The organism is Nostoc punctiforme PCC 73102 (genome assembly GCF_000020025.1).
Lineage (GTDB): Bacteria > Cyanobacteriota > Cyanobacteriia > Cyanobacteriales > Nostocaceae > Nostoc > Nostoc punctiforme.
The window spans coordinates 8,005,174-8,029,246 of sequence record NC_010628.1 but is presented as its reverse complement, the minus strand read 5'-3'; the positions used below and the strand labels follow the sequence as shown (position 1 = coordinate 8,029,246).

Here is a 24,073-nt window from a genome sequence, read left to right as displayed (position 1 = left end):
TGCGGAGGTAAAAACCTTTAAGAAGTGTATTAGATGGGGAAATAAGTATAATTATTGGTAACTTGTGCAAATTAGAAGCCCGCAAAAAAACTGGTAGATCGCACCTTGAATACCACCCGCCCTGTATAACCGATGTAACAAAGATTGCCATTATGCATATTCTCGGATGAAGAAGAGCTAGGTTCCGTATCTAACGTAATATGCACTTGCGTATGTCGTGGTAAATTTGGCATCATTGCTACAACAGTATCTTCTCCAGCAGATAATCGCCCGATCCCCGAACGGATTACCGAGATTTTTCCTGTCAGGGTAACGGATGACCCTGTACCATTCAGCTTAATCTCGGCTGGAGTCCCAACTTGAAGTAATTGCACCTTCTGCTCGTCCACCCAAGCATCTACCCATCGTTGATTACAGGCCGCAATTTGCCCTAGCGAATCTCCTTGTTGCACAAACTTGCCAAGTTGGGCAGTCAGGCGCCACATTACTCCAGATTCCGGCGATTTGATTGTTACAACCTGCTTGTGTTGTAAATCTTTCTTTGCCTGATCGAACTCTGCTTTAGTTCCTTGAATCGTTTTTTTCAAGGTTTCAATTCCTTGCTGGTCTTCAGCAATTTGCAATTGCAATTCTACTAAACGAATGCTTGGGTCGTAGTTACTCCTTGTTCTGGATAATGATAAGCCATTACGAACAGCATCCTGGTTAACCTGTAATGCTGCAAGTTTAGCTTGCAGGCTTTCTACTTCACTTTCACGCTGTTTTAGTTCAATCTCTGCTGCATCAAAGCTGGCTTCAGCGATCGCTCCTTCTGACTTTAAAAGCTTTGCTCGTTTATAGTTTAATTCTGCAAGTTGATAACGCGACTTTGCACCTTCAAGATCGGACAGCAATTGCTTTTGGTTTTGCTGATTCTCCAAGACTGCCAACCTCTCCTGGTTTACAGCATCTCGATTTACTATATTCAGAAGTGACAGTTTATGCGCTAAACGTTCTTGAGCCTGTCTCAATTCTGCTTCTTGTTGATTTAGGCGACTAGAAACTTCTTGAGCTTGAAGTTGGCTTGTGCGTTGATTTTCTATAACAAATAACAAATCCTCAGAGTTTATAGACTGACCAGTTTTGACTGTAACTTTTGAAATCACACCTTCTTGTTGTGCCCGTATATCTGTTAGCGTACCGTTCATAACTGCATCAACGCTATTTACAGTTGTTAGTTGAGCTTTCATGAAGCGGAAAGACCAACTTAGCAATGCAGCACTGATTAGAATCATTGCTGCATTGGAGGCTAGAGAGCGTACTGACTTTGGTTCATACAAGACTTTTAACCCATGAATGGATGAATGCTGACCATTAACATTTTTAGTGCGCTGGGAGGCAGGAGAACGTTTAAACATTGGCATAATTAAACCTTGTCTATCTTGAAAGCTGGAGTTTTGTCATGCATGGGACTGCTTTCAAAACCGAATTCCCAAATATCCTAATGACATTGATTTAGGGCGGTGCTTCTTATCACTACTCACAAATTTTTAAAGATGCGGCTGCAACACTAAATATTTTGGTGGAACCATTATCAGGTTACAGTCCAGACTTTATGTCTGTTGAAAAACTGTAGCAATGGTTGTGTTCTGAGGTGATTTATCACACCTGCTACAAACGTTAGTCTGACCTAATTGAGCAAGTTTCTGCATTTGAATATCTAATTAAGGACTCTCCCAAAACTGTGGCTGATCGCTTGTGGATAACTACTTATCTTAAAGAAGATGCAGAAAAACTACGGCTTTTAACAGATGAGGTTGATGTTGAGCTTATTCCATACTTCACCCCTAATTATTTATCAAGTTTCAATTGAAGTTCATCCATTTTAGTTTCACATCAAATCAATAAATAACTGATATTAATGAAATTTACTGAAGATGAAGATATCAAACCTAACTGCTTTTAATTATCCTTCAAATTTCTGTTTCACAATTAAATGATTTAGACCTTATATTGAAATATAAGTCTTTGAAAATTTTTTCTTTCGAGACTCAGGTAGCCAATAATATAAACTGAGTATGTAGATAAAATCTACTGGCAGGAACTAGAAATATTGATTGAAGTTAGGTTATTAGCTAAATAGCCAATAAAGTGTTAAAGGCTATGATCGATTTCATGATTAAGCAAGAATAATCAAATCTTTCAGATTAAATATTTAGACAGAATGCGTGATTTTATGTCTGTTTAAATTTCTACTCAATCCCCATTGCTGACCTCTACAATGGTGTTCATGACTGGGCATTTTGGTTGAGTCGATGGGAGGTAGTCGAGTAAGGTACTATAGTCACCTCTTTCTTCTCCCCTAAAGGACTACCAAAGAATAAATTACTCAAAAAAAATTAAGAGTTCAAATTTAAAAAATAACGATCGTAATTATCAATCCCTCCGCCAAAAAGAGAGCATGAATAGAAAGAGATCGTGCTTGCGGCTAGCTACATTTAATTGTCTGGTGTAAGGCAGTAATCACGCAGTAAAGCAATGTATTTATTATTATAGATTTCAATGTAATACCTTTAGGTTAACGGAGAAATCGAAGTCATTGGTCATTAGTGCCAATGACTAATAGACATCTTGTAAAAGTAACTTTTGCAAGATGTTGGAGTGTATGTTGATGGGAAAGGGAAAATTCCATATCTTTACCCTTTACCCCTTTACCCACTCTGCAAGAAGTCTAATGGCCAATGAACGGTCGGCTATTACGGATACCCCTTGTTCGCGTAGCGTCTCGTATAGAAGGGATAGCCATTCACTGATTTTCGTTGAATTTACCCCTTCTACAAGGAATATATTGTCAAATTTAAACTGTCAATGCAAAACCCTTGAATGTTGCATCCAGAATATTATTACCTAGAAGCTTAATTTGAATTCCTCCAATGACTGCCGTCATAACAGCCTCAGTTATTTCGCGTTCTTCAACTCGATTGTGAGGTTGCAAATCAGTAATTTTGATTCTAGACATATTTTTATCCTTAATATTTTCTAAGTTCAAGCAAAATTTTCGTCTAATTTATCAACCAACTCATCAACCAAAAGTTATAAAGTCCAATGTTTACAAGTTCTTTAAAAAGACATTAGTGTAATTCAAATATAAAACTCAGAATTTACCTTTGCCACTGCCAGCAAGAGTGCCGTCCCAGCAGTGGCAACTTTGCCTACGGTGAGTTTGCCCAGCTATTTCAGAAATCGCTAGAAACCTTAGACCTAATCTTCCGTAACGGCATCGACTGCTTTAAGATGTCGCTAGGCGTGAGGGAGGCTGCATGTCGGCGATAAACTTCAAGTAAGAGAGATTGTAAGTCTGACAAGCTCAACCGATTTGTCAAGATATCAAGAAGGTTTGGAGTATCGGCAGCAGCGAGAATGCGTTCAATGATTTTGTCTGTCATATAGGAGTTTTTCAGTCAAACTTTTTTCTCACATTACGGTAAAAAAAACAAAAATTGCTGTATTTTGCAAGACATCATTATCTATAAGTTTTCCTCCAGATTCAGATGCCTAGCCGACTAACTATATTCTCACGCAAAGAAACAAAGACGCAAAGTTATATCTTTGCGTCTTTGCTTTTTATCCGAAATCATTTTCAGATTTACTTGTTAGGCTGAGGAGTCATCCGCAGATAGGGTTTAATTTCCTCGTAACCTTTGGGGAATTTCTCTTTGAGTACTTCTGGATCTTTCAGTGAGGGGACAATTACAACATCCTCTCCATCTTTCCAGTCAGCTGGTGTCGCCACGCTGTAGTTATCAGTCAATTGCAGAGAATCAATCACTCGTAAAAGTTCATCAAAGTTGCGTCCCGTGCTGGGAGGATAGGTGAAAGAGAGACGGAGTTTCTTATTGGGATCAATCACGAAAACCGATCGCACTGTCACAGCCGCATTAGCATTGGGGTGGATCATGTCGTACAGGTCAGCAACCTTGCGATCCGCATCCGCCAAAATTGGGTAGTTAAGGGTGGTGCTTTGAGTTTCTTCGATGTCTCCCACCCAGCCTTTGTGAGATTCTACGTCATCAACGCTGAGTGCGATCGCTTTGACATTGCGCTTGTCAAATTCTGGTTTTAGCTTGGCAACTGTGCCGAGTTCTGTTGTGCAAACAGGTGTAAAATCAGCAGGGTGAGAGAACAGCACAACCCAGCTGTCACCTGCCCATTGGTAAAAATCGATGTCGCCGTGTGTTGAGGCTTGCGTAAAGTTGGGTACTGTGTCACCTAGACGGAGAGCCATGTGAGATTCCCTGTAGTTAGAAAGGCATATATATTCTAGTATGCCATCATGACATAAAACCCCGATTTCCCAATCGGAGTTTAGCGGTTTGAAACAAAATTTTAAGTTGTCAATACTCTCAGATAAGAGATTAAAAGGAGGTAAAAACTATTGACTAAAGTACATACCTATGCGTTAGTTTATTATTTTTTCCCTATAGGCTTTTTTTTAGATAGAGGATTGCAAATATCAGGGCGATAGCTGACTATAAGCTATTTCACGTCTAGGCTTATTGAGTTGCAACATTTCCACATTATTGCAAAATTACGATAATTTTCTTTCGCATAGATGCAAAATTAATAACTGCCTATTTATAGGCTGATTTATTAGCCTCGTCGATGTAAATCAGCATCTACACGTGTTGGAAGTCATCATCAACGTTTCAAGAAACTCGGCACGCTTTTTTGGAGAAGCTTTTTTCCAAGACAGATATGGGCTATTGGAGTGATGAGTTGGTGGGAAATCTGGCGCGAAGATTCAGTCCATCAGTTCCTTTTGTTAGAAAAGCTGCTGCTGAGGGAAAACTGAAAGCAATATTACAATTCATCGAGTTTTTTTGTCAGTCAGTAACCTCAATCAACATGAAAGTATTACCCCACGATAGCTTTACGATTTCGACACCTGATGCACTGCCTGTAGTTATGCAACGACTGAATGCAAAAGTTGAACCTCCTAAAGCATTTAGATTCTCTAAGAAACACGCCCCTTATCAAGGAACAATTTCTGAAGAAGGCTTTCAAATCAGCCGGATAATTCACTACCGAAACTCATTTTTGCCAGTGATTCGAGGAAGTTTTGAAGTAGAATCCCACCAAACAGTTATTCATGTACAGATGAGCATACATTTTTTTGTTATGGTATTTTTAGGATTCTGGTTTTTATTCTGGTATAGTGCAGTTGTCCCTATAATATTGACAGGTGCAATGCCTAATTACATGGCTGCCCTCTTTATAGGAATGCCTATGTTGATGCTATTTATATTTTGGATAGCTTTTTGGTCAGAAGCAAATCGTAGCCGCAGTGAATTGACTCAAATTATTCAGGGACAAGTATAGTTAAGCTATTTTAAAATATTAGAATAAAGTATATGCTCAGATTTACTTGATTTGAATAACTATCTTGGGTGGAAAGGCAATAGGCAATAGGAAAAAGGCTTTTTTAATTGTACCTAGTTTGTTCAAAAACCAAATAAATATGAGTCCTATATCACTATATTTATTTATCATTCAATAAGCTTGAGTTAGCCATAAAAACCTTAACATGTGTAGGTTGGGTTAAAGAACAAAACTCAACATCAAGAGTTAATTGTTGGGTTTCGTTCATCAAGCCAAACTACGATTATTTTTAACCCAGGCGTATTTATTTATCATTGCAATAATGAATGTCCTAAAGCCTCGGCTTTTGTCCAGCCGTACATATACTCCGCTCTCTCTTTATGCCCTTATGTTCTGTCTATAGGTATTTTTGTTTGAAGGCAACACGCGGTAAATTTACATCTAGTAGCCCACTAGACTAACTTTGATAGATGAATAACTTCCTAGCCAGGACTTTAGTTATTGATTTGAACGCTAAAGTGCTTACTACGATCCTACTAAACTTGGCTTGATAGACTCTATTTATCTTGTGCGATCGCATTAGCTTGAGTACATAAGTTAAATTAATAAAAAAGCTTGTATTGATGAATCAAAGCCTAAGTGTTGCTCCCAGCCGAGATGAACACACTCATGAAAATCCTGTTGTTACCAAACAACAGCTATTTACGAAGCAATTAATTGTCCTTGTCTTGGAAATGCTTCTGGCATTGCCTCTGGGTTTACTCCTCGCCAAGTTCCAAATTGGTAGGATTGCCTGGATATTTGGCGGGATTGCTGCCGGTACGGTAGTTCTTCAAGGGTGTCGAATTTTTTATCAATATTCTCCCCAACCTAACCGCACTGCTAGAAAAGTGGGAATGGCACTTGTAGGCTTAACTGTCGGCGCTTCCAATACCCACGGTAATCTAGCTAGTGTTGCTTCTGGTATTCCCATATTTATTTTTCTGACCTTGTTTCTGCTGCTGAGTGGAAGTTGTATTGGTTATATGTATGCCCGCCTCAGCAAAACTAACCTATTGACAGCAATGCTGGCTACTGTTCCTGGTGGTGTCGGAATTATGGCAGCGATCGCTGCCGATTACAATAAAAATGTCAGCTTAGTTGCCCTAGTTCAGGCGATTCGCGTCACCTCAGTAGTTGTTTTGATCCCCTTCATCGCTAAGACATCAGCCGGTAATTACTATCCGCAAACACTCCCAATCAACGCTGCTTGGCTCAATCTCGATCCATCTCAACTAGAATTACTCTTGTTAATACTCCTAATCACTGCATTAGTAGTTTATCCAGCTATATTATTTAAAATTCCCGCCGGCGATTTCTTTGGTGCATTGTTGATTGGTATCGGGTTTAATCCTTTGCTACATTGGCTGCCTTTTGTGGGTGATATTAGTTTTAGTCCCCCGCCAATAATTAACTTATTGGGTCAAATGCTCCTGGGAATTACCATTGGTGAGTATTGGGGAGATAAACCAAACTTTCAGAAGCGGACTGTCGGCTATGCCTTGATGTCTGTAGGGATGACTCTCATCGCCGGAGCGATCGCTGCTATACTTGCGATGCAATTCACCTCTTGGGATTGGTTAACCTGTTTGCTAGTCACAGCACCAGGAGGATCGGCAGAAATGATCTTGGTTTCCCTGGCATTAAATCATAATGTTGAAATTGTCACAACTGGTCATTTAGTGCGACTAATTGCGATTAACAGTTCCTTACCTCTTTGGGTGTTTTTGTTTCGCCGTTTAGATGAGCAACTTTCTGAATCAGTTTAATTGATGAAGGTATTGGGAATCCCTTCCCTGCGGGACGCTACGCGAACGGCTTCTCTACGAGACGCTACGCGTTAAGCGAAGCTATGCCGTAGGCTTTACGCTCAGGGCAAGTGGGAACTTGTACTGAGCGAAGCCGTTGGCGTAGCCTCTCGTTAGAGAAGTATTGGGAATTGGTACTGAGCACAGTCGTACTCCTTTGGAGAAGCATAGCGTCCCGTAGGGAAGTATAGGGCATTAGTTTTTGACTAATGACTAATGACAATGACAAAAATGCAACTTGAATGCTGGTTAGCTTATCCTTTTGTTATCCAAACACTAAGGATGCTTTAGATGGTTGCTCAAATCCAAGAACTTGAAGCGCAGCACTGGGTTAAAACTCGTTCTTCCCTCGACCCTAACGAATCCACTTTCCTGATTTGGAAAGGTAAGATTTATGCCTTTATCCCCGGCGAGAAAAGACAACTTCTATTTAAAATCCTGGGATTGAGTGTTAGCCGATGTATTCCCACAGCAGAAGGTAGCTGGGATTTTACTTCTAGGGAACTAACTTACTACCTCAACCCAAAAACAGATGAAATCTTACGCAAATGGGAGAATCCTTGGACAAGCGAGACAGTTCCGGTAATTCACGTTGCCAATAATCCAGTGCAGGGTAAGTTTGAGGGAAATTTCCCTGCACAAGTAGATGGTGACAGCACAACCTTCGTTTTTGACATATTTCCCTATTACCCCAATCCCCTAGCAGACGATCCCAAATTTGCCGAATACAGCCCAAATCCAATTTATCAGGCGGCAGAATTGTTTAAGTTAACAGTGCCAACCGCAGATTTATTTAACTCAGCGCTTCCCTCAGTTTCTGAACTCAAACTAAGCTGGGATCGGATTGGTCAATGGCTTCCCTGGATGAAAATGGGCGATCGCCCCGGTCAACTAATCTACAGTGCTGTTGGCAGCAAAGTCAATGGTTTAACAGAATTGCCCCCACTGCTGCAAGACGAAATTAATAACCGTATTCCTCTATATAAACAAGCCCCAAAAGCATTGATAGATGGGGAAGATATGACTTCCTGGTTGTACTTTCAAAAGCACTTTCCAGCTTACTTGGCTGGTGAAATCTTCCCGCTTCCCCAAGCAGAAGAATTGTAAATTACAGCAGTTTTCATGTATTTGAAGCACATCTGTCGTAAGGGCAATTCATGAATTGCCCCTACAGCGTGGTCTATTTAAGGAGCTGCGGGTTAATAGTATCCCAACCTAGACGGGTTTCGACACTTCGACTGCGCTCAGTGCAGTCGAAGTGTCGAAACTCGGTTTACTGGTACTTTATTTTCACGCAAGTCCCTTACTTGAAAATAGCTGTAACTGGAGGACACGCGAAGAGAGATAATTTAGAGTTTGGTGACTATATATAGATAAACGAGAGTTAAATAAACCTTTCCTGCTTTAACCTTGTGTTCCAATTTGCCCCTTTCCGCCTCGGAGAGGGACAGGTTTTGCGTAGTAAAACCAGGGAGAGGTCTTTTTATTAGTCTGATTAGACAGCAACTATATGACCTGTCGAACTGTGCTTCAATCAAATTTCGCCTCTTGTCCTGAACAATCAAATAGATGTAAACCTAACCGTTGGGAAAGTTCTTCACACACCTTCACGCCTCGCACACTATTACCACGCACATCTAGCAGGGGCGAAAAAACCCCAATACCCATCTTGTTGGGTACAACCGCGATAATCCCACCACAAACTCCGCTTTTTGCCGGAATCCCAATTTTGTAAGCCCACTCACCTGCAAAGTTGTACATTCCGCAGGTGTACATCACACTCAGAATATCTTTGATGTAACGCTTATCTACCGCCTGTTCTTTGGTGATGGGGTTCATACCTTTGTTAGCTAGAGTAGCCGCCATCACTGCTAAGTCTTCGCAATTCACTATCACAGCACACTGCTGGAAATAAAGATCCAGCGACTCTTCAATATTCCGGTCAATCATGCCAAAGTTGAGCATCAGATGCGCCATTGCACGGTTGCGATGTCCGGTACTGCGTTCTGAGGTAAAAACTGAAATGTCAACGAATACGTCCCGGCCGATATATCGCTTGTACATATCCAGCATTCGGTTAAGACGTTCTGTTGGGCCGGAACCTTTGATTAAGCTAGTGGTTGCGATCGCACCTGCATTTACCATTGGATTATAAGGTCGCTTCGATTGCTCATCTAAAACGATCGCGTTGAATGCATCCCCCGTCGGTTCTACGCCAACTCTAGTTAAAACGTAATCCAATCCATGATCTTCTAAGGCAAGTCCATAAGCAAACACTTTGGAAATCGACTGAATGGTAAAGAGTTGGTCGTAATTGCCAACTTTGTAAATCTGACCATCTACTGTGACAATGCAAATGCTGAATAAATCCGGGTTTACCTTTGCCAATTCTGGAATATATTTCGCTACTGCACCCTCTTGCAGTAACTTGTACTGAGAATGCAATTCCTGAAGAACAGCTAATAATGGCGATGAATCTATTTCTAAATCTCTTTGATTTACTTGGCTTGTCATCACGCTGATAGCACTCCCCAAAATACTCACTATATATAGTAGGGGTGCAGCCGTACATACCTACAGCCGCAAAGATTTTGAAAAAGATAGCTTGCTCTAAAAAATCATCTTTGAACAATTACTTAGTACCAAAAATAGCTATTGTTCTTTTTGATACAAGCAAAAATTGATTTATAAGCGATCGCGAAGATTTCCTAATTTTTTCATCACTAATCACAAAAAATATTAAGTTGAGTATACTTCTTTATTTTATACTCAGTAACACGGTAATTAAAAGTAATATTAAGCACTCATCTACGTTGACTTATGGGGAATAAAAGTCATGATTAATCTAAGTAGAAAAAACATCTTAAACTCAAACTAATTTGCATAATTATTGTAGATGTAACTCATATCACGACTTATTCATAGGGAAATCTAAATATTTAATTAAATAAACGATTTTAAGTATTTATGCCGATGCCATTTAATTAGAGTTATATTATCTTCTTATAGGAAATAGTGAAAATACATGTTATCTAGAATACACGAGTAGTAGTGAGCCTTTAGAACAGAAGTCAATAGGGTGTCGTCACTTTGGGGTGCAACAAGCGTAAAGTTTTTTTAAGAAATTTTTGAGTTGCAGAAAAAAGCGTTACATAGCCAAAGTCCGCCTTTGAGAAAGGTTTCACCCTTAAATTTGGAACTTTAATTTGATTAAGCAGTCGATAATTACGCTAAAACCCTGATCCCCAAGCCAAAAGGTTCGTGTTAGTCTGTTGCGAGTTATAAATAACAAAGTGAAAACGGAACGAGTTCGAGTTTTTCAGAAGGGAAATCACTTTTACGAGTGAAAAATCCCGCAATTTATAAAACTTAAAGTTCTACAGTCGCTTTCAAAAACGGACGCATGAATCAAAGACATTTGTGGATTATTGTTGCCCTGTCTATGGCTGTTTTGGGCATACCTTCAGTCGGTTGTACTCAAACCACCAAGGGAAATGCTCTAGCATCCCAAAAATCACCTGCCCCTGATGTGGTTAAGGTGGGAGAGTACCAATCCAGAACAGGGAGACAAACCTTGGATGCTGTGATTACAGAAATTCATCCTCACAACATTAGAGGACGTAAGGCGGCAACCCTTTTTATCCGAAATATACCTGTTCTCACCTTTTTGAGTTCTGTATCAAATACGAATCTTGAAACTAAAAAAGTTGGTGCAATTGGAAATACTGGGGGCGTACAAGGGTACGCCCTTATTGCTAGCAATTCACCAAAGGCACTGAATGCTGACGACGTAACAGATGTGAGTAACCAGATTAGCTCCTCTGACAATGACCCGGTTCAGATAGCTGGTGTAGTAGCAGCTAAGATCAACCAGTTGAATCGGGAAAGTGTAGACGGCAGTAAAATTACCGTCAGTTGGAAAGCAGGGGAAAAATCTAATGCCAATCAAGCACAAAACAAAAGCGCTCCCTCCCAGCAAGATGGCGATCGCTATGTAATCAAAATTAATGGCGAAGAATTGGTCGAAATCAACGAAGCTACACGACTAGCACAGACCAATCCCACCAAAAATTTGGCAGAAGATGCATTGCAAGCAACTAATCGCCTGCGGAGGCTACTGGGCAATGCATCTCCCCTAAAAGAGATTGCGAATTTACCAGTCCGTCAAATATCAATACCAAAGCTGCCTCAACAAATTGCCGTCGGCGCAGTGCAAGCCACCTTGAGAGGTATGGCTTCTTTTTACGGCTATGACGGTTCTGGTACTCAGACTGCAAGCGGTCAGAGATTCAATCCAGAAGCAATGACTGCCGCCCATCGCAGCTTACCCTTTGGTACGCAAGTGCGTGTAACCAACACCCGCAACGGTCGTTCTGTAGTGCTGCGAATTAATGACCGAGGCCCATACATTCGGGGTCGAGTCATTGACGTATCTGCTGGCGCGGCTCGAGTTTTGGGAATGATGGGCAGTGGCGTAGCACCAGTACATATTGAAGTTTTGGGAAAATAATTATTAGGCAAGAGGCAAGAGGAAATAGGCAATAGAGGTTTTCCCAATGCCCAATGCTAAATGCCCGATGCCCAATTCCCAATTCCCAGTTCCGTATCACTTAATTCCCCTAGTTCAATCAACTCTTCCCTCTGTTTCAGATATAAACTAACGGGGGAGGGATCGATAAGAACTAGGGGTATTTTTGTGCGCCTGCTGACAACAGTCGCAGCTTTACGCTGCTATTTAACTAAACGCTGCTCAGAAAACAAGCTGATTGCGGTTACTGAGGATCTAAGACTAGATGAGATAACTGGCTGGTATCAGACGGCAGTCGGTCTAGTACCAACGATGGGGAATTTGCATCAAGGTCATTTAAGCTTGATCCAACGGGCGCGGCAAGAAAATTCTACGGTGATTGTGAGTATTTTCGTCAATCCCCTGCAATTTGCTCCCAACGAGGATTACCAACGCTACCCCCGGACTTTAGAGCAAGACCAAAAACTTTGCGAACAAGCTGGAGTAGATGCCATTTTTGCACCGACTCCTGAAGAGATGGCAGTTCCGCAAAAGAGTATACAAGAATCAAAGGTTACACAAGTTATACCCCCATCTGCTATGATGACAGGCTTGTGTGGTCGTTCTCGGCTGGGTCACTTTCAAGGTGTCGCTACGATTGTTACCAAGCTTTTCAACTTGGTACAGCCTGACCATGCCTACTTTGGTCAAAAGGATTGTCAGCAACTGGCAATTATTAAACGCTTAGTAGCTGACTTAAATTTGCCAGTAGAAATTGTTGCTTGTCCAACAGTGCGGGAAGCGTCGGGTCTTGCCTTCAGTTCTCGTAATCAATATTTGACTGCAACGGCAAAAGAACAAGCGGCGGCATTATATCGCGGCTTGCAACGGGCTGAAGCTGCATTCATTGCAGGCGATCGCAATAGCAACCAGTTGATAGCAGTAGTACAGCAAGAAGTGGCAATAGTCAGCACGATTTTAGTGGAATATATTGAATTAGTTGATCCGACTACGTTGATGTCTTTAGAAAAAGTTGAGGAGGAAGGAATGTTGGCGATCGCAGCTCGTCTTGGTTCTACACGTTTGATTGACAATATCATCTTGCGCGATCGCCAACCCATCATCGCCATTGATGGCCCCGCCGGGGCTGGAAAATCCACAGTGGCGCGGCAAGTGGCAGCAAACCTGGGTTTAGTCTATTTAGATACAGGAGCAATGTACCGTGCTGTCACTTGGCTTGTACTGCAAAAGGGGATTGCTATTGATGATGAGTGTGCGATCGCTGAATTAACTAACCTGTGTAAAATTGAACTTACTCCTACCCAGGATTTACAATCGTCCGTGCGGGTTTGGATTAACGGTACTGATGTTACCCATGCAATTCGCACCATTGAGGTAACTTCTCTTGTATCTGCGATCGCAGCCCAAAGCGTTGTCCGTCAAGCACTGGTTAAACAACAGCAAAGTTGGGGTAAAAAAGGTGGTTTAGTCGCAGAAGGGCGAGATATTGGTACTCACGTTTTCCCCGATGCCGAAGTCAAAATCTTCTTAACTGCTTCTGTGAGTGAACGCGCCCGTCGCCGCCAGGAAGACTTTCACAAACAAGGTCAATCCGCAATCAATTTAGAGCAGCTAGAACGGGATATTACCGAACGTGACTGGAAAGATAGTACACGCAAAGTTTCGCCTTTGCAAAAAGCAGCAGATGCTATTGAAGTTCAAACCGATGGTTTGGATGTGTCTGAAGTCACGGCACAAATTGTTAACTATTACCAGCAGCGTTTATCTCAATCCTAATCACCGCTATTGACTGTTAGCTTTTTAGTTTCAAAGGGTGGTGGGTGAGTGATTATTCACTTACCATCCTCTAAAGAGTGTTTAAAAAAAATATAATTTTGTTACTGTATTTATTAAACCTTATTTGAAAATAATTATATTATCTAAGTATTAAATCATCTAGCTTTCGACTGATTTACCACATCGTAATTAATCCTACTAAAGATAGAAGTATTAAAGCTTTAATTGCTAAATGCTAATTACAGATTGGGCTTTTGCTACGAGATATTAGCCATTTTTATTTATAACTGTGAATTCATAGCGATTTGACTTATCACCGAAGTACTTTCTTTTCATCTTCACTTTATCTTCACTTTGGTAGTAGAATGACGATGTTAAGTTTTATGTTCCATCATTAAAGACATAAAACCTTAAAAATAAAAGCTGTTAATTTTCCAAGCTTCTGCAATAGCTTGAAACTGGAAACCGGTAAAGAGAGGATTTCACACAATGGTATTTGTACAGCCCCCGCTACCCTTCGACAAGAATGCTTTAGAGCCAAATGGCATGAAAGCTGAAACTTTCGAGTATCACTATGGCAAGCATCACAAAGCTTATGTAGACAACCTCAACAAGCTCACTGAAGGTACAGAACTTGCTGATAAGCCTCTGGAAGAGGTGATCAAAATTTCCTTCCAAGACTCCTCTAAGGCGGGAATCTTCAACAACGCTGCTCAAGTTTGGAACCACACCTTCTTCTGGAATTCCTTAAAACCAAATGGTGGCGGCGCACCCACTGGCGATCTTGCAGCCAGGATTGATAAAGATTTTGGTAGCTTCGACAAATTCAAGGAAGAGTTCTCTAACGCAGCTGCAACTCAATTTGGCAGTGGGTGGTCTTGGCTGATTGATGATGGTGGTACGCTGAAGGTGATCAAAACACCAAATGCAGAAAACCCTCTAGCTCATGGTAAGAAGGCACTCCTAACCTTGGATGTTTGGGAACATGCCTACTACATTGACTACAGAAACGCTCGTCCAGCGTTCATCAAGAATTTCCTAGATAACTTGGTTAACTGGGATTTTGCTGCTGAAAATTTGGCTAAAGCTTAATTAATTGCTGGTTTGAACTGAGTGCGATGCCTCTTAATAAGCTGCTCCATAAGTTAATTTGCAAAAGTTGAAGCAGAAAGTCCACCAGAAAAGGGAGAAATTCTTTTTGGTTTCTCCTTTTTCTGTTTTTCAGTAGTCGGATGGGCATTATCTGAATGAAAATTAGTGGCATGAAAATCAAAATTACGGTTTGTGCATTGACAGAAAATACCAAATATGAATTGTTTAAAAACTATTTTTTGTAGAGGCAATACCCTGTGTGAAGCCGCTTTGCGTCTACATGAATTGCTTTTATAACGCGGATCTATTTACTATTAAAGAATAATTAATAAAAACCTGAAACCAAACATTTACCTTATACACAACATGATTCTTTTGTACAGTGTGTAATTCCTAAAAATATAAAACATTATGGATAGCAAAGAACTAGCGCAATACATCGAAGCAACGAATAGCATCACTAAACCTTGGGTATTGGTACAACTGCGCCTCAAGAAATTACAAGAGCGTCGAGCCACCCTTACAAACGATGTCTACACCAAAGAATTAGAAGATATTTACCAAGACTTGATGAATTTGGGTGAATGGTGGCGCGGTATTGAAGATGAGGTATTTTAAAGTGAGGAGTTATGACTTTTCCTAACTTTTAACTCTTGCACAAACGTGATTAATCGCGTCTCTACTCCTAACTTAAAACGCAACCTGATGGCTCAAGCTCTCGATCAAGTCGATTACGATACTCTCGATGCGGCAAAAAGACGCTTCATCGATGCTGCAAAACGCACACTTACCTTTGCAAGTGCCTATGGTACCGTCCCCGCGTCCGGTCTTGGAGCAAGTGCTAACGCTTTCAGCTTCAATCTCGCTCCATTTATTCAAGCGGGCGCTCCAGAACTTTCTCTAACACTCGTCCCTGAAGGACTAGGAACGGCAGACGATACCCGCCCTGATGACCTTTCCGAAGAAGAACTTCGACGATTTTGGTGGAATATCGGTATCAAGATCATCTCGTGTTTGACAAATGACGCGGCAACATCAGGGATGCAGACTCTACTCCTTGGTCTTTATCTGCCATCAAGTACTCCTGAAACGATCTTTACCCCCGCTTTCCTTGATGGGTTTCTGGATGGAGTCGTTGAGGGGTGTAAACGAGTAGGGTGTGTCTATCTCTCAGGGGAAACTCCTCAACTGAAAACTAAGATGATTCCAGGCCGGCTCGACATTGCGGGTTCGGTTTTTGGGGTTATGCCGCCTGGTGTCGCTCCTATTGATAGTTCGCGTCTAGATGCTGGAAATACTATTGTTCTCATTGAGAGTTCTGGTCCCCATGAGAACGGGTTTACCCCACTGCGAAAACTCGCTGAGTCTCTTCCTGATGGCTATAGAACAAAACTTCCGAGTGGGCAGGAGTTTTGGGAAGCGATGAATGCTGCGTCGTATCTCTACACGCCACTTGTACAGGCAGTGCTAGACGAAGGAATTCGCCCCACCGCGATGGAAAATATCACTGGTCATGGTTGGCAGAAGCTGATGCGGTCGGTGAAGCCACTTCGGTACGTCATCGAAACAATGCTCCCAGTGCCGGAGATATTTACTTTTGTCGAGGGTCATCTTGAGGGCGGAGCAGAGACGATGCTTTCCGTGTTCAATTACGGAGCCGGATTTGCATTTTATACGGAATCTGAGCAGGATGCAGAAAGGATTGTCATCCTAGCAAGAGAACATCAGCTAACGGCTGTGATTGCCGGTAGGGTTGAAGCATCCCTTAGCCGCGAGGTGGTAGTAGAACCGCTTGGGGTGACATTGAAGGGAGATTCTTTTGGAATTGCGCGGGGGGTATAATAAGCCGCAAGCCTAGGCATAGCCTGTCGTAGACATCGCTAGTTTTTGGAGAGCTATTATAAACTCACTTATGCGATGCCTGCGGTGGTCACTGAGCTTTGTCGTTCGCGGAGCGTCTCGTAGAGAAGTGCGGGCTCCGCCTACGCTGAACTCATTACTAGATTAAATAAAAATTAGTATAATTACTGGGAAATATATATTTTTTAACACATGATATATATTTAAATATCAGACTGATTCGAGAAAATTATTCTCCTAAGCCTCTAAAAATAAGCCATTTAGCACAAATAGTATAGGCGAATTTATAAAGTTTTATATGCAATATTTATTACTACCCACAATCAAAGTAGTACAAACTACCCATGACTACTGAGGTTAAGATTTGCTAACGTAGTCTTAACATATTGAAAAATTTGCTGAAAAAGCTGAGAAAGTAGCCACCAATACACTAATTTACAGTGTTGGAAATTTCTCATCTGTAAATAGGGCGTTTTAGTGTGTTAAGAATATGTATTTTTATTCAGAGGGGGTTATGGCTGTAAATTTGGCCCGGACTACTGCTTCGGCAGAACTTTTGAAGCAAGTATTCCAGAACATTGATGCATACACTTGTCCAAGGTTATTCAACTTTCACATGCATACTGTCCACTCGGATGGAAGGTTGCAGCCGAGTGGATTGATGGAGCAGGCGATCGCTATTGGACTAAAAGGATTAGCGATCACTGACCATCATGGTATTATCGGCTATCAAGCGGCCCTTGCTTGGCTAGAAGATTGGAAGTGGAATAATCCTGGTGCAACAACTCCTTACCTGTGGAGTGGCGTAGAAATTAATGCTAACCTTCTGGATATAGAAGTTCACATTTTGGCTTACGCTTTTGCTCCAGAACACCCTAGCATGAAACCCTATCTGCAAAGAAGGCCGACTACAGGCCAAGAATATCAGGCAAGTAACGTGATTGCCGCTATTCATCAAGCTGGGGGATTGGCAGTTCTGGCTCATCCAGCCCGTTATAAGCGATCGCATTTTGACTTAATTCCAGCTGCATCCCAAAAGGGGATCGATGGTGTGGAAACTTTCTACGCCTACAATAACCCTAATCCTTGGAAACCCAGCATAGTGGAATCCGAACAAGTGCAAAAGTTGGCTGATGAATACTTTCTTTTCAATACCTGTGGTACTGATACCCACGGTTTGAGTCTGCTACAACGCTTGTAAAGATGAATCAATTTTTTTAAATCTCCTGGTTCAATCTGCCAGGAGGTTATCTTTTTTTGGGTACTCAATAGTTAATTTGTTTTATTAGAGTTAACTTCAAGAGATTGAGAAGCTATCTTAATTGTCTTTTTAGCAGCTTTTTCTTTTCGTTCACTATAGCGGTCTGTGAGATAATCAACCTTGTCACGCAATAGCAAGGAAAACTTGTAAAGTTCTTCCATCACATCTACAACGCGATCGCGGTAGGGTGAATCTTTCATTGTGCCGTCTTCATTAAACTCTTGATATGCTTTAGCCACTGAGGATTGATTGGGGATAGTAAACATCCGCATCCAGCGCCCAAGAATTCTTAATGTGTTGACAGCATTAAAAGACTGAGATCCACCGCTTACTTGCATGACAGCTAAAGTTCTGCCTTGAGTCGGGCGAACGGCTCCGATACTAAGCGGAATCCAGTCGATTTGGTTTTTCATTATGCCAGAAATCTGACCGTGCAGTTCTGGGCTAGACCATACCTGCCCTTCCGACCACAAGCTTAGTTCGCGCAACTCCTGCACCTTTGAATGGGTGTCAGGTACGCTACCGTAGATTGGCAGTTCGCGTGGATTAAAAAACTTCACCTCTGCCCCAAATTCTTCAATGATGCGTGCTGCTTCTTCTGCTAAGAGACGGCTATAGGAACGCTCACGCAGGGAGCCATACAAAAACAAAATTCTGGGCGGATGGTCAAATGTCGTCATAAAAAATAAGTATCCAATAAAAGGAACCACAGAGGCGCAGAGAAGCCAGTGCGTTGGGGAGACAGCGCCGTGGGCGGGTTTCCCGACTTGAGGCGACTGGCGCGACACGGAGAAATGAAGAAGTTGCAATCTTTATTGAGCAGGTGTAATTTCTTTATTCACAGACTCAATCAATTGAGTCACCCGTTCTTTAATCTCATCGCGGACTCTAGGAAAAATTTCCGGTTGTTCTGCTGGATCGTCTAATTGCCAATCTTCAAATACTTCCTGCATAACCCACTCTGGCGGTAAATTCACGCCACAGCCACACAAAGAAACCACTACATCAAAGTCTTGTGCTTGGAAATCACTGAGGGGTTTGGAGTGTTGATCGGTAATATCGATACCAATTTCTTTCATGGTGGCGATCGCTTCTGGTCTGACCTGACTTGCTTCTAATCCAGAGCTAATCACTTCAATTTTTCCCTTACCAAGGGTTTTAGCAAAGCCTTCCGCCATTTGAGAACGGGCAGAATTCTTTTTGCAGACGAACATTACACGTTTCATGGTTCAACTCCTCGGAATAATTGTGGACTAAACTTATCAGGCTCTCGATTTTGGTGTTGTGAAATAACGTTTTTCAAACCAGAAAGCAACATTGACCAGACCAATCAATACAGGCACTTCCACCAGAGGTCCGACAACGGCGGCAAAAGCAACACCCGAATTAATCCCAAACACTGCGATCGCAACTGCGATCGCAAGTTCAAAATTATTTCCTGCCGATGTAAACGCTACACTTGCGGCTCTAGAATAGTCCGTCTTAACGCGCCAAGCCATGTAAAAACTGACCAGAAACATGATGATGAAGTAGACGATCAAGGGAATTGCAATCTTCACCACATCTAAGGGGATCTGAACAATCAAATTCCCTTTCAAGCTGAACATAACGACGATTGTAAATAACAGAGCAATCAGCGTTATCGGGCTGATTTTAGGGACAAATTCCTCGTGATACCACTGCTTACTTTTCACTTTTACTAAGAAGAAACGAGTGAAAAATCCTGCTAAAAAGGGAATACCAAGATAGATAAATACACTTTCAGCAATCTCGGCAATACTGACATTCACAACACTGCCTTGTAACCCAAACAGTGGCGGCAGTACAGTGATAAAAAACCAGGCATAAGGACTATAAAAGATGACTTGAAAGATGCTGTTGAAGGCAACTAATCCAGCTGTGTATTCTGTATTGCCTCGTGCCAAGTCGCTCCACACAACTACCATTGCAATACACCGGGCTAATCCAATCAAAATCAATCCCGTCATGTATTCTGGGTAATTATGTAAGAAGATAGCTGCCAGAGCAAACATCAAAATTGGCCCAATAATCCAATTTTGAATTAGTGAAACACCAAGAATTTTTCCGTTGCGAAATACATCCCCTAATTCTTCGTATCGCACCTTGGCTAGGGGTGGGTACATCATCAGAATTAACCCGATGGCAATTGGTATATTGGTTGCTCCCACCTGGAACTGGTTGATAAACGCTTCTACTCCCGGAAAGAAATAGCCCAGGCCAACACCGATGGCCATTGCTAAAAAAATCCATAAGGTTAGAAAGCGGTCAATAAAAGAGAGGCGTTTTAAAGTATTTTTGTTCATTACAATTAACCCCATACATAAATGCAGGAGCTTAGAGCAGGAATTTCAGATTATTCAATCCAACATCCAAAATTGAAAATCTAAAATTCGGTGAGTTATATCAAGAGTATATCTCCATCATTTCAAAAAAAATTGATTTATTAATGCCTAAAAAACTAAAATTAAACAAAATATTATAAAAAAAATTGATGAATATTTAAGTCTCGCAGGGGGGACGAATAGGTAATATTGGGCTAAAGCGACGAAATTCTGCTAGATACTGCTCTAAAGCAACAAATTGCGGCAGATTGAGGCTGTAGTAAATCCAGCGCCCTTCTTGACGAGCGCGAACTAAACCAGCTTCTTTCAAGGTTTTGAGGTGAAAAGACAGTTTAGACTGAGTTGTTCCCAGGTGGTCGCATAGGTCGCACACGCATAGTTCTTGAGAGCGCAGGAGTTCTAAGACCTGAATTCGTAAGGGATCGGACAGGGCATGAAAGCCAGCAGCGATCGCATCAGGAGTGAAGGTGCTATTAGGAGCCATCAATTTTTTTTGAAGTATTTATTTATGGTAAAGTCTAAATCATCGCAAAGCAATTGGCAGCATTGCATCGTGAATGATGCCTACTTGTTTTTTTGGTTTAGGGACTTCCAAATAAAAAATATCCCAAAGTCGATAGCAAAATTCTCTCTATTTCTCTTCACTCTGTGTTCTCTGGGCGGCAGTCGCTCATGGGGGAAACCCCCATCGCTCTTAGCGTCTCCCAAGGGAGAAGACCGCGCTGCCTTGTTTCTGTGGTTTGTTTCTTTGGATAATTTATTTCTTCGAAATCCCTTATAGTCGATTCTTAGTTGGGATCACAATCATTGAGAAATAGGGTACTTTATCTGGATCAACTTCATCCAAGGGTATGATGCGTTGCTGTGATGTTGATGCCCGCTCAATATATCTTGCCCGTGATGCTAGCCCTAATTTATGCAGAATATCTCGTACTTTAGTAAAGTGACGACCTAGCTTCATAATTGCTGCTGCATCAGTCATCAACAAATGTGTAGTCAGTTCTTCTGCTGGTAATGGGGCGGGTAAGACTGTGAGAATATCGGTGTAGTAAGTGAAAGGTACACCTAAAGCTACCGGACAAGCCATCAGCGAGGAAACTCCGGGGATAACTTCTGTTGGGTACTCTTCAGATAACCGCGTGAAAACGTACATGAATGAACCATAGAAAAATGGATCTCCCTCGCATAGCACCACCACATCTCGACCTGCGGCTAAATGGTCGGCGATTGGTTGAATTTCGTTGTCATAAATAGACTTGGCTTTTTCTGGTTCTAAAGCGCGGGGGAGGTGAAATAACACCTCGATTTGATTACCAGGAAGATATTGCGCCACGATCGCTCTAGCAACACTTTCTTTATCTGTGGCTGATTGATAAGCTACCACAGGAGCCGCACGTAATAACCGCAATGCTTTCAGAGTCAATAATTCGGGATCGCCTGGGCCTACACCAATTCCATAGAGACGACCTTTGATTTTGCTCATTATTCTTCCTCCGTTGCCAGGGCGTTAACTGCGGCGGCTGCGATCGCACTTCCACCGCGCCGACCATGTAATGTTAAAAATGGTACATTCCTGCTATCTGCTGCCAGCGCCGTTTTCGATTCGGCTGCACCGACAAATCCCACTGGAAAGCCTAAGATAATCGCAGGTTTGTTAGCTCCCTCATTGAGCATTTCTAACAACCTAAATAGTGCTGTGGGTGCATTACCAATTGCAATTACCGATCCCTCCAAATGCGATCGCCATAATTCCAAGGCTGCTGCCGATCTTGTAGTACCCAGACGCTGGGCAATTTCTGGGACTTCCGGCTCGTTGAGGGTACAGATAACTTGATTGCTAGCAGATAATCGTCGCCTGGTAACGCCATCAGCAACCATCCGGCAATCGCATAAAATTGGCGCTCCTGCTGCTAGCGCTGCCCTTGCGGATTGCACTGCTGTTGGTGAATACCCCAAGTCAGTAACAATATCCGTCATCCCACAGGCATGAATGAGACGCACGGCAACTTTTGCTACATCTGGTGGCAGCACATCTAGGTTTGCTTCTGACCGGATGATTGCAAAAGAATTACGGTAAATTTCGTTGGCATCTCGGATGTAGTCGGGCATTCGATTTTGGATTTTAGATTTTGGATTGATTTGTTAATTAACTGCAGAGGCGCAGAGAACACAGAGGAAGAGAAGCAGATTTCTAAGTATTTATTAAAGGATTTACGCAAAATACCTCTCAAACTCTATATTTCTCTGTGTTCTCTGTGCCTCTGTGGTAGCCTGCGGCAAGCCGCTTTGCGTCTACAATTTTTCTGTATATCGATTAGCAAATTCCCCAAAGGACTCATCAGAATTTAGGCGTTGAATTTTATATACATCTAGCATCCGCTTTATTAATGCAGGTAGTTCGGCAAAAGTCACATATTGATATATTATTTTCCGTCCAAATTTATGCTCGCTGTCACCAACATAAACGTGATAGCCTTCTACAGTTCCATTGCCATCCTCAATGCTGACACCGAGCAAAGTAATATCACTCTTGCTATGCTGGGCGCAGGATTTTTCGCAGCCACTAAAGTGGATATTAACTGGGCAATCCAGAGTAACGCGAGTTTCAAGATATTCTACTAATGCCAAAGCATGACTTTTAGTGTCCGTGGCAGAAGAGGCACAACCTTTGTTTCCAGAACAGGCAATTAACGCACTCTTGATGTTAGTTGCTGAGATATCTAATCCTAAGAAAGCAATTTTACTTTGGACATCACCAACCCATTGCTGAGGAATATCTGTTAGCAGCAAATTTTGCCAGGGGGTTAACCGAAGAGTGCCACTACCATATTTTGCTGCTAAATCTGCCAAACCCTTCATCTGGTTACTCTCCAACCGTCCAAGAGGTAAGACGACACCAATGTAAAATAAGCCTTGCTGTCGTTGGGGATGGATGCCAATATGCTGATATTTAGCATCTAACCGCTCCCCCAACCCCTCTCCTTGCAGGAGAGGGGAGAATTTCTCCCCCTTCCCTACGAGGGAAGGGGGTTGGGGGGTTAGGTTACTGCATAAAAGAGAAAAAGGTAGACGCTGCTGAACTTCTTGGAGATAATTTTCACAACCCAAAGTATTCAATAACTCTAAGAGACGTAGCCGACGATTATTTGTAGTATTACTATGAGCTAGGTAGACCTCTGTTAAAGCTGCTAAGACGGGTAAACATTGCTCTGGTGTTAACAAAATCCCCGTATCGCTAGGCGGTTGACCCTTTGTCCCGACACTGAGATAGAGGCGGAAGTAAACATTACCGTCAACTAAGACAGCAGCAAATAGGATATCATTCAAGCGATCGCACACCCGAATAATTCCACCACCATCAAAGCAAACGCTAAACTTTGCCGACAGTCCCGAAAGCGCCGGATGTGCAGCAATATAATTATCCCAATCTTGGACAAAAGGGCGAGTGTCGATTAATTCTTGCGCGTCAATACCAGCAGTTGGGCTGGTCATAATATTACGGATGTGGTCTACAACAGAATTGCGAGAACCCAATCCCATATCCTGTAAATGCTGCAAAACCTCACTATTGATCCCCGTGCGAATTTCGCGGACTTGTAGGTTAGCTCGATTAGTGACATCAACATAGCCACCACCATGCTGGTCTGCTATATCTGCGATCGCACGGCACTGCTGACTACTAATAATTCCACCTGGTATTCTAATGCGAGATAATATACCATCGGCGGCGGGTGTAGCATAAAACAAGCCAGGACAAGTGGCAAATCCAGAAAGCAAACTTGGAACTCCTTCCCCGTGCAACGCAGGGAGTAGATGGTGAGTGTGACATCTTGAGAGTTGGCATTCTGACTTGGGCGATCCCATCACAGCTGCGGCACAGTCCCGGAATTTCACCGGAGTTTCCCAACACCAAGCCTTAATAATTTAGCACGAGAAGGTAGTCAGAAAATTTAATAGTTGGAGTTGCGATCGCAAAATCTTGCGTCTG

Annotated in this window: 21 protein-coding genes, 1 pseudogene and 1 riboswitch; of the genes and pseudogenes, 10 read left to right on the top strand and 12 right to left on the bottom strand. The window is 42.1% G+C overall.

Annotation, left to right across the window (positions count from 1 at the left end; translation table 11 throughout):
• Positions 1 to 71: 71 nt before the first annotated feature.
• The 4 genes from NPUN_RS33050 to NPUN_RS33045 form a co-directional block, all read right to left on the bottom strand.
• Positions 72 to 1,403 carry an HlyD family secretion protein gene (locus NPUN_RS33050; RefSeq protein ID WP_012412698.1) on the bottom strand — a complete coding sequence of 444 codons (1,332 nt, stop codon included), beginning with the start codon at positions 1,401 to 1,403 and terminating at the stop codon, positions 72 to 74.
• Between the two features lie 1,433 nt (positions 1,404 to 2,836).
• Positions 2,837 to 2,998 carry a hypothetical protein gene (locus tag NPUN_RS42315; protein ID WP_167315694.1) on the bottom strand — a complete coding sequence of 54 codons (162 nt, stop codon included), beginning with the start codon at positions 2,996 to 2,998 and terminating at the stop codon, positions 2,837 to 2,839.
• A gap of 217 nt (positions 2,999 to 3,215) precedes the next feature.
• On the bottom strand, positions 3,216 to 3,425 hold the full coding sequence (locus NPUN_RS41170; protein ID WP_148220392.1) for a hypothetical protein: 210 nt from the start codon (positions 3,423 to 3,425) through the stop codon (positions 3,216 to 3,218).
• 200 nt (positions 3,426 to 3,625) lie between these two features.
• On the bottom strand, positions 3,626 to 4,264 hold the full coding sequence (locus tag NPUN_RS33045; RefSeq protein WP_012412697.1) for a peroxiredoxin: 639 nt from the start codon (positions 4,262 to 4,264) through the stop codon (positions 3,626 to 3,628).
• 470 nt (positions 4,265 to 4,734) lie between these two features.
• Between NPUN_RS33045 and NPUN_RS33040 the strand changes: the two genes are divergently transcribed.
• From NPUN_RS33040 to NPUN_RS33030, 3 genes are all read left to right on the top strand, one after another.
• Positions 4,735 to 5,358 (top strand): hypothetical protein, encoded by a 624-nt coding sequence (locus NPUN_RS33040; RefSeq protein WP_012412696.1) that lies wholly within the window; start codon positions 4,735 to 4,737, stop codon positions 5,356 to 5,358.
• 623 nt (positions 5,359 to 5,981) lie between these two features.
• On the top strand, positions 5,982 to 7,166 hold the full coding sequence (locus tag NPUN_RS33035) for an AbrB family transcriptional regulator (RefSeq protein ID WP_012412695.1): 1,185 nt from the start codon (positions 5,982 to 5,984) through the stop codon (positions 7,164 to 7,166).
• Positions 7,167 to 7,496: 330 nt separating this feature from the next.
• On the top strand, positions 7,497 to 8,312 hold the full coding sequence (locus NPUN_RS33030) for a DUF1838 domain-containing protein (RefSeq protein WP_012412694.1): 816 nt from the start codon (positions 7,497 to 7,499) through the stop codon (positions 8,310 to 8,312).
• A 423-nt stretch (positions 8,313 to 8,735) separates the two neighbouring features.
• Here the strand turns inward: NPUN_RS33030 and glsA are convergent, their stop codons facing one another.
• On the bottom strand, positions 8,736 to 9,719 hold the full coding sequence (gene glsA / locus NPUN_RS33025) for a glutaminase A (RefSeq protein ID WP_041565791.1): 984 nt from the start codon (positions 9,717 to 9,719) through the stop codon (positions 8,736 to 8,738).
• A gap of 889 nt (positions 9,720 to 10,608) precedes the next feature.
• Between glsA and NPUN_RS33020 the strand changes: the two genes are divergently transcribed.
• From NPUN_RS33020 to NPUN_RS32990, 7 genes and pseudogenes are all read left to right on the top strand, one after another.
• Positions 10,609 to 11,715 (top strand): septal ring lytic transglycosylase RlpA family protein, encoded by a 1,107-nt coding sequence (locus NPUN_RS33020; RefSeq protein WP_012412692.1) that lies wholly within the window; start codon positions 10,609 to 10,611, stop codon positions 11,713 to 11,715.
• A 186-nt stretch (positions 11,716 to 11,901) separates the two neighbouring features.
• Complete coding sequence (locus NPUN_RS33015; protein ID WP_041565790.1) at positions 11,902 to 13,509, top strand: bifunctional pantoate--beta-alanine ligase/(d)CMP kinase; 1,608 nt, start codon at positions 11,902 to 11,904, stop codon at positions 13,507 to 13,509.
• A 489-nt stretch (positions 13,510 to 13,998) separates the two neighbouring features.
• A complete protein-coding gene (gene sodB, locus NPUN_RS33010; protein ID WP_012412690.1) occupies positions 13,999 to 14,601 on the top strand; it encodes a superoxide dismutase [Fe] in 603 nt (200 codons plus the stop codon).
• A gap of 411 nt (positions 14,602 to 15,012) precedes the next feature.
• Positions 15,013 to 15,219 carry a hypothetical protein gene (locus NPUN_RS33000; protein ID WP_012412689.1) on the top strand — a complete coding sequence of 69 codons (207 nt, stop codon included), beginning with the start codon at positions 15,013 to 15,015 and terminating at the stop codon, positions 15,217 to 15,219.
• 87 nt (positions 15,220 to 15,306) lie between these two features.
• Positions 15,307 to 15,789 (top strand): annotated as a pseudogene (locus NPUN_RS44610) (AIR synthase related protein); the annotation flags it as partial.
• Positions 15,790 to 15,801: 12 nt separating this feature from the next.
• The gene (locus NPUN_RS43790; protein WP_234711020.1) at positions 15,802 to 16,443 is read left to right on the top strand and encodes a phosphoribosylformylglycinamidine cyclo-ligase; all 642 of its coding nucleotides are present in this window, start codon (positions 15,802 to 15,804) and stop codon (positions 16,441 to 16,443) included.
• Positions 16,444 to 16,975: 532 nt separating this feature from the next.
• The gene (locus NPUN_RS32990) at positions 16,976 to 17,662 is read left to right on the top strand and encodes a PHP domain-containing protein (RefSeq protein ID WP_012412687.1); all 687 of its coding nucleotides are present in this window, start codon (positions 16,976 to 16,978) and stop codon (positions 17,660 to 17,662) included.
• Between the two features lie 71 nt (positions 17,663 to 17,733).
• On the opposite strand, the gene arsH is transcribed toward NPUN_RS32990, so the two are convergent.
• The 7 genes from arsH to cobG all read right to left on the bottom strand — a co-directional run bounded on the left by arsH (position 17,734) and on the right by cobG (position 23,949).
• On the bottom strand, positions 17,734 to 18,402 hold the full coding sequence (gene arsH / locus NPUN_RS32985) for an arsenical resistance protein ArsH (RefSeq protein ID WP_012412686.1): 669 nt from the start codon (positions 18,400 to 18,402) through the stop codon (positions 17,734 to 17,736).
• Positions 18,403 to 18,534: 132 nt separating this feature from the next.
• Positions 18,535 to 18,948 carry an arsenate reductase, glutathione/glutaredoxin type gene (gene arsC / locus NPUN_RS32980; RefSeq protein WP_012412685.1) on the bottom strand — a complete coding sequence of 138 codons (414 nt, stop codon included), beginning with the start codon at positions 18,946 to 18,948 and terminating at the stop codon, positions 18,535 to 18,537.
• Between the two features lie 36 nt (positions 18,949 to 18,984).
• A complete protein-coding gene (arsB, locus tag NPUN_RS32975) occupies positions 18,985 to 20,046 on the bottom strand; it encodes an ACR3 family arsenite efflux transporter (protein WP_012412684.1) in 1,062 nt (353 codons plus the stop codon).
• 196 nt (positions 20,047 to 20,242) lie between these two features.
• A complete protein-coding gene (locus NPUN_RS32970; protein WP_012412683.1) occupies positions 20,243 to 20,569 on the bottom strand; it encodes an ArsR/SmtB family transcription factor in 327 nt (108 codons plus the stop codon).
• Between the two features lie 291 nt (positions 20,570 to 20,860).
• Positions 20,861 to 21,568 carry a precorrin-2 C(20)-methyltransferase gene (locus NPUN_RS32960; protein ID WP_012412682.1) on the bottom strand — a complete coding sequence of 236 codons (708 nt, stop codon included), beginning with the start codon at positions 21,566 to 21,568 and terminating at the stop codon, positions 20,861 to 20,863.
• Positions 21,568 to 22,194, bottom strand: a complete 627-nt coding sequence (locus tag NPUN_RS32955) for a precorrin-8X methylmutase (RefSeq protein ID WP_012412681.1) — start codon at positions 22,192 to 22,194, stop codon at positions 21,568 to 21,570. The genes NPUN_RS32960 and NPUN_RS32955 overlap by 1 nt, the downstream gene beginning before the upstream one ends.
• 183 nt (positions 22,195 to 22,377) lie before the next feature.
• A complete protein-coding gene (gene cobG, locus NPUN_RS32950) occupies positions 22,378 to 23,949 on the bottom strand; it encodes a precorrin-3B synthase (RefSeq protein ID WP_148220391.1) in 1,572 nt (523 codons plus the stop codon).
• Positions 23,916 to 24,005: riboswitch (adenosylcobalamin-variant (AdoCbl-variant) riboswitch) on the bottom strand. (Overlaps the previous gene by 34 nt.)
• Positions 24,006 to 24,073 lie beyond the last annotated feature (68 nt).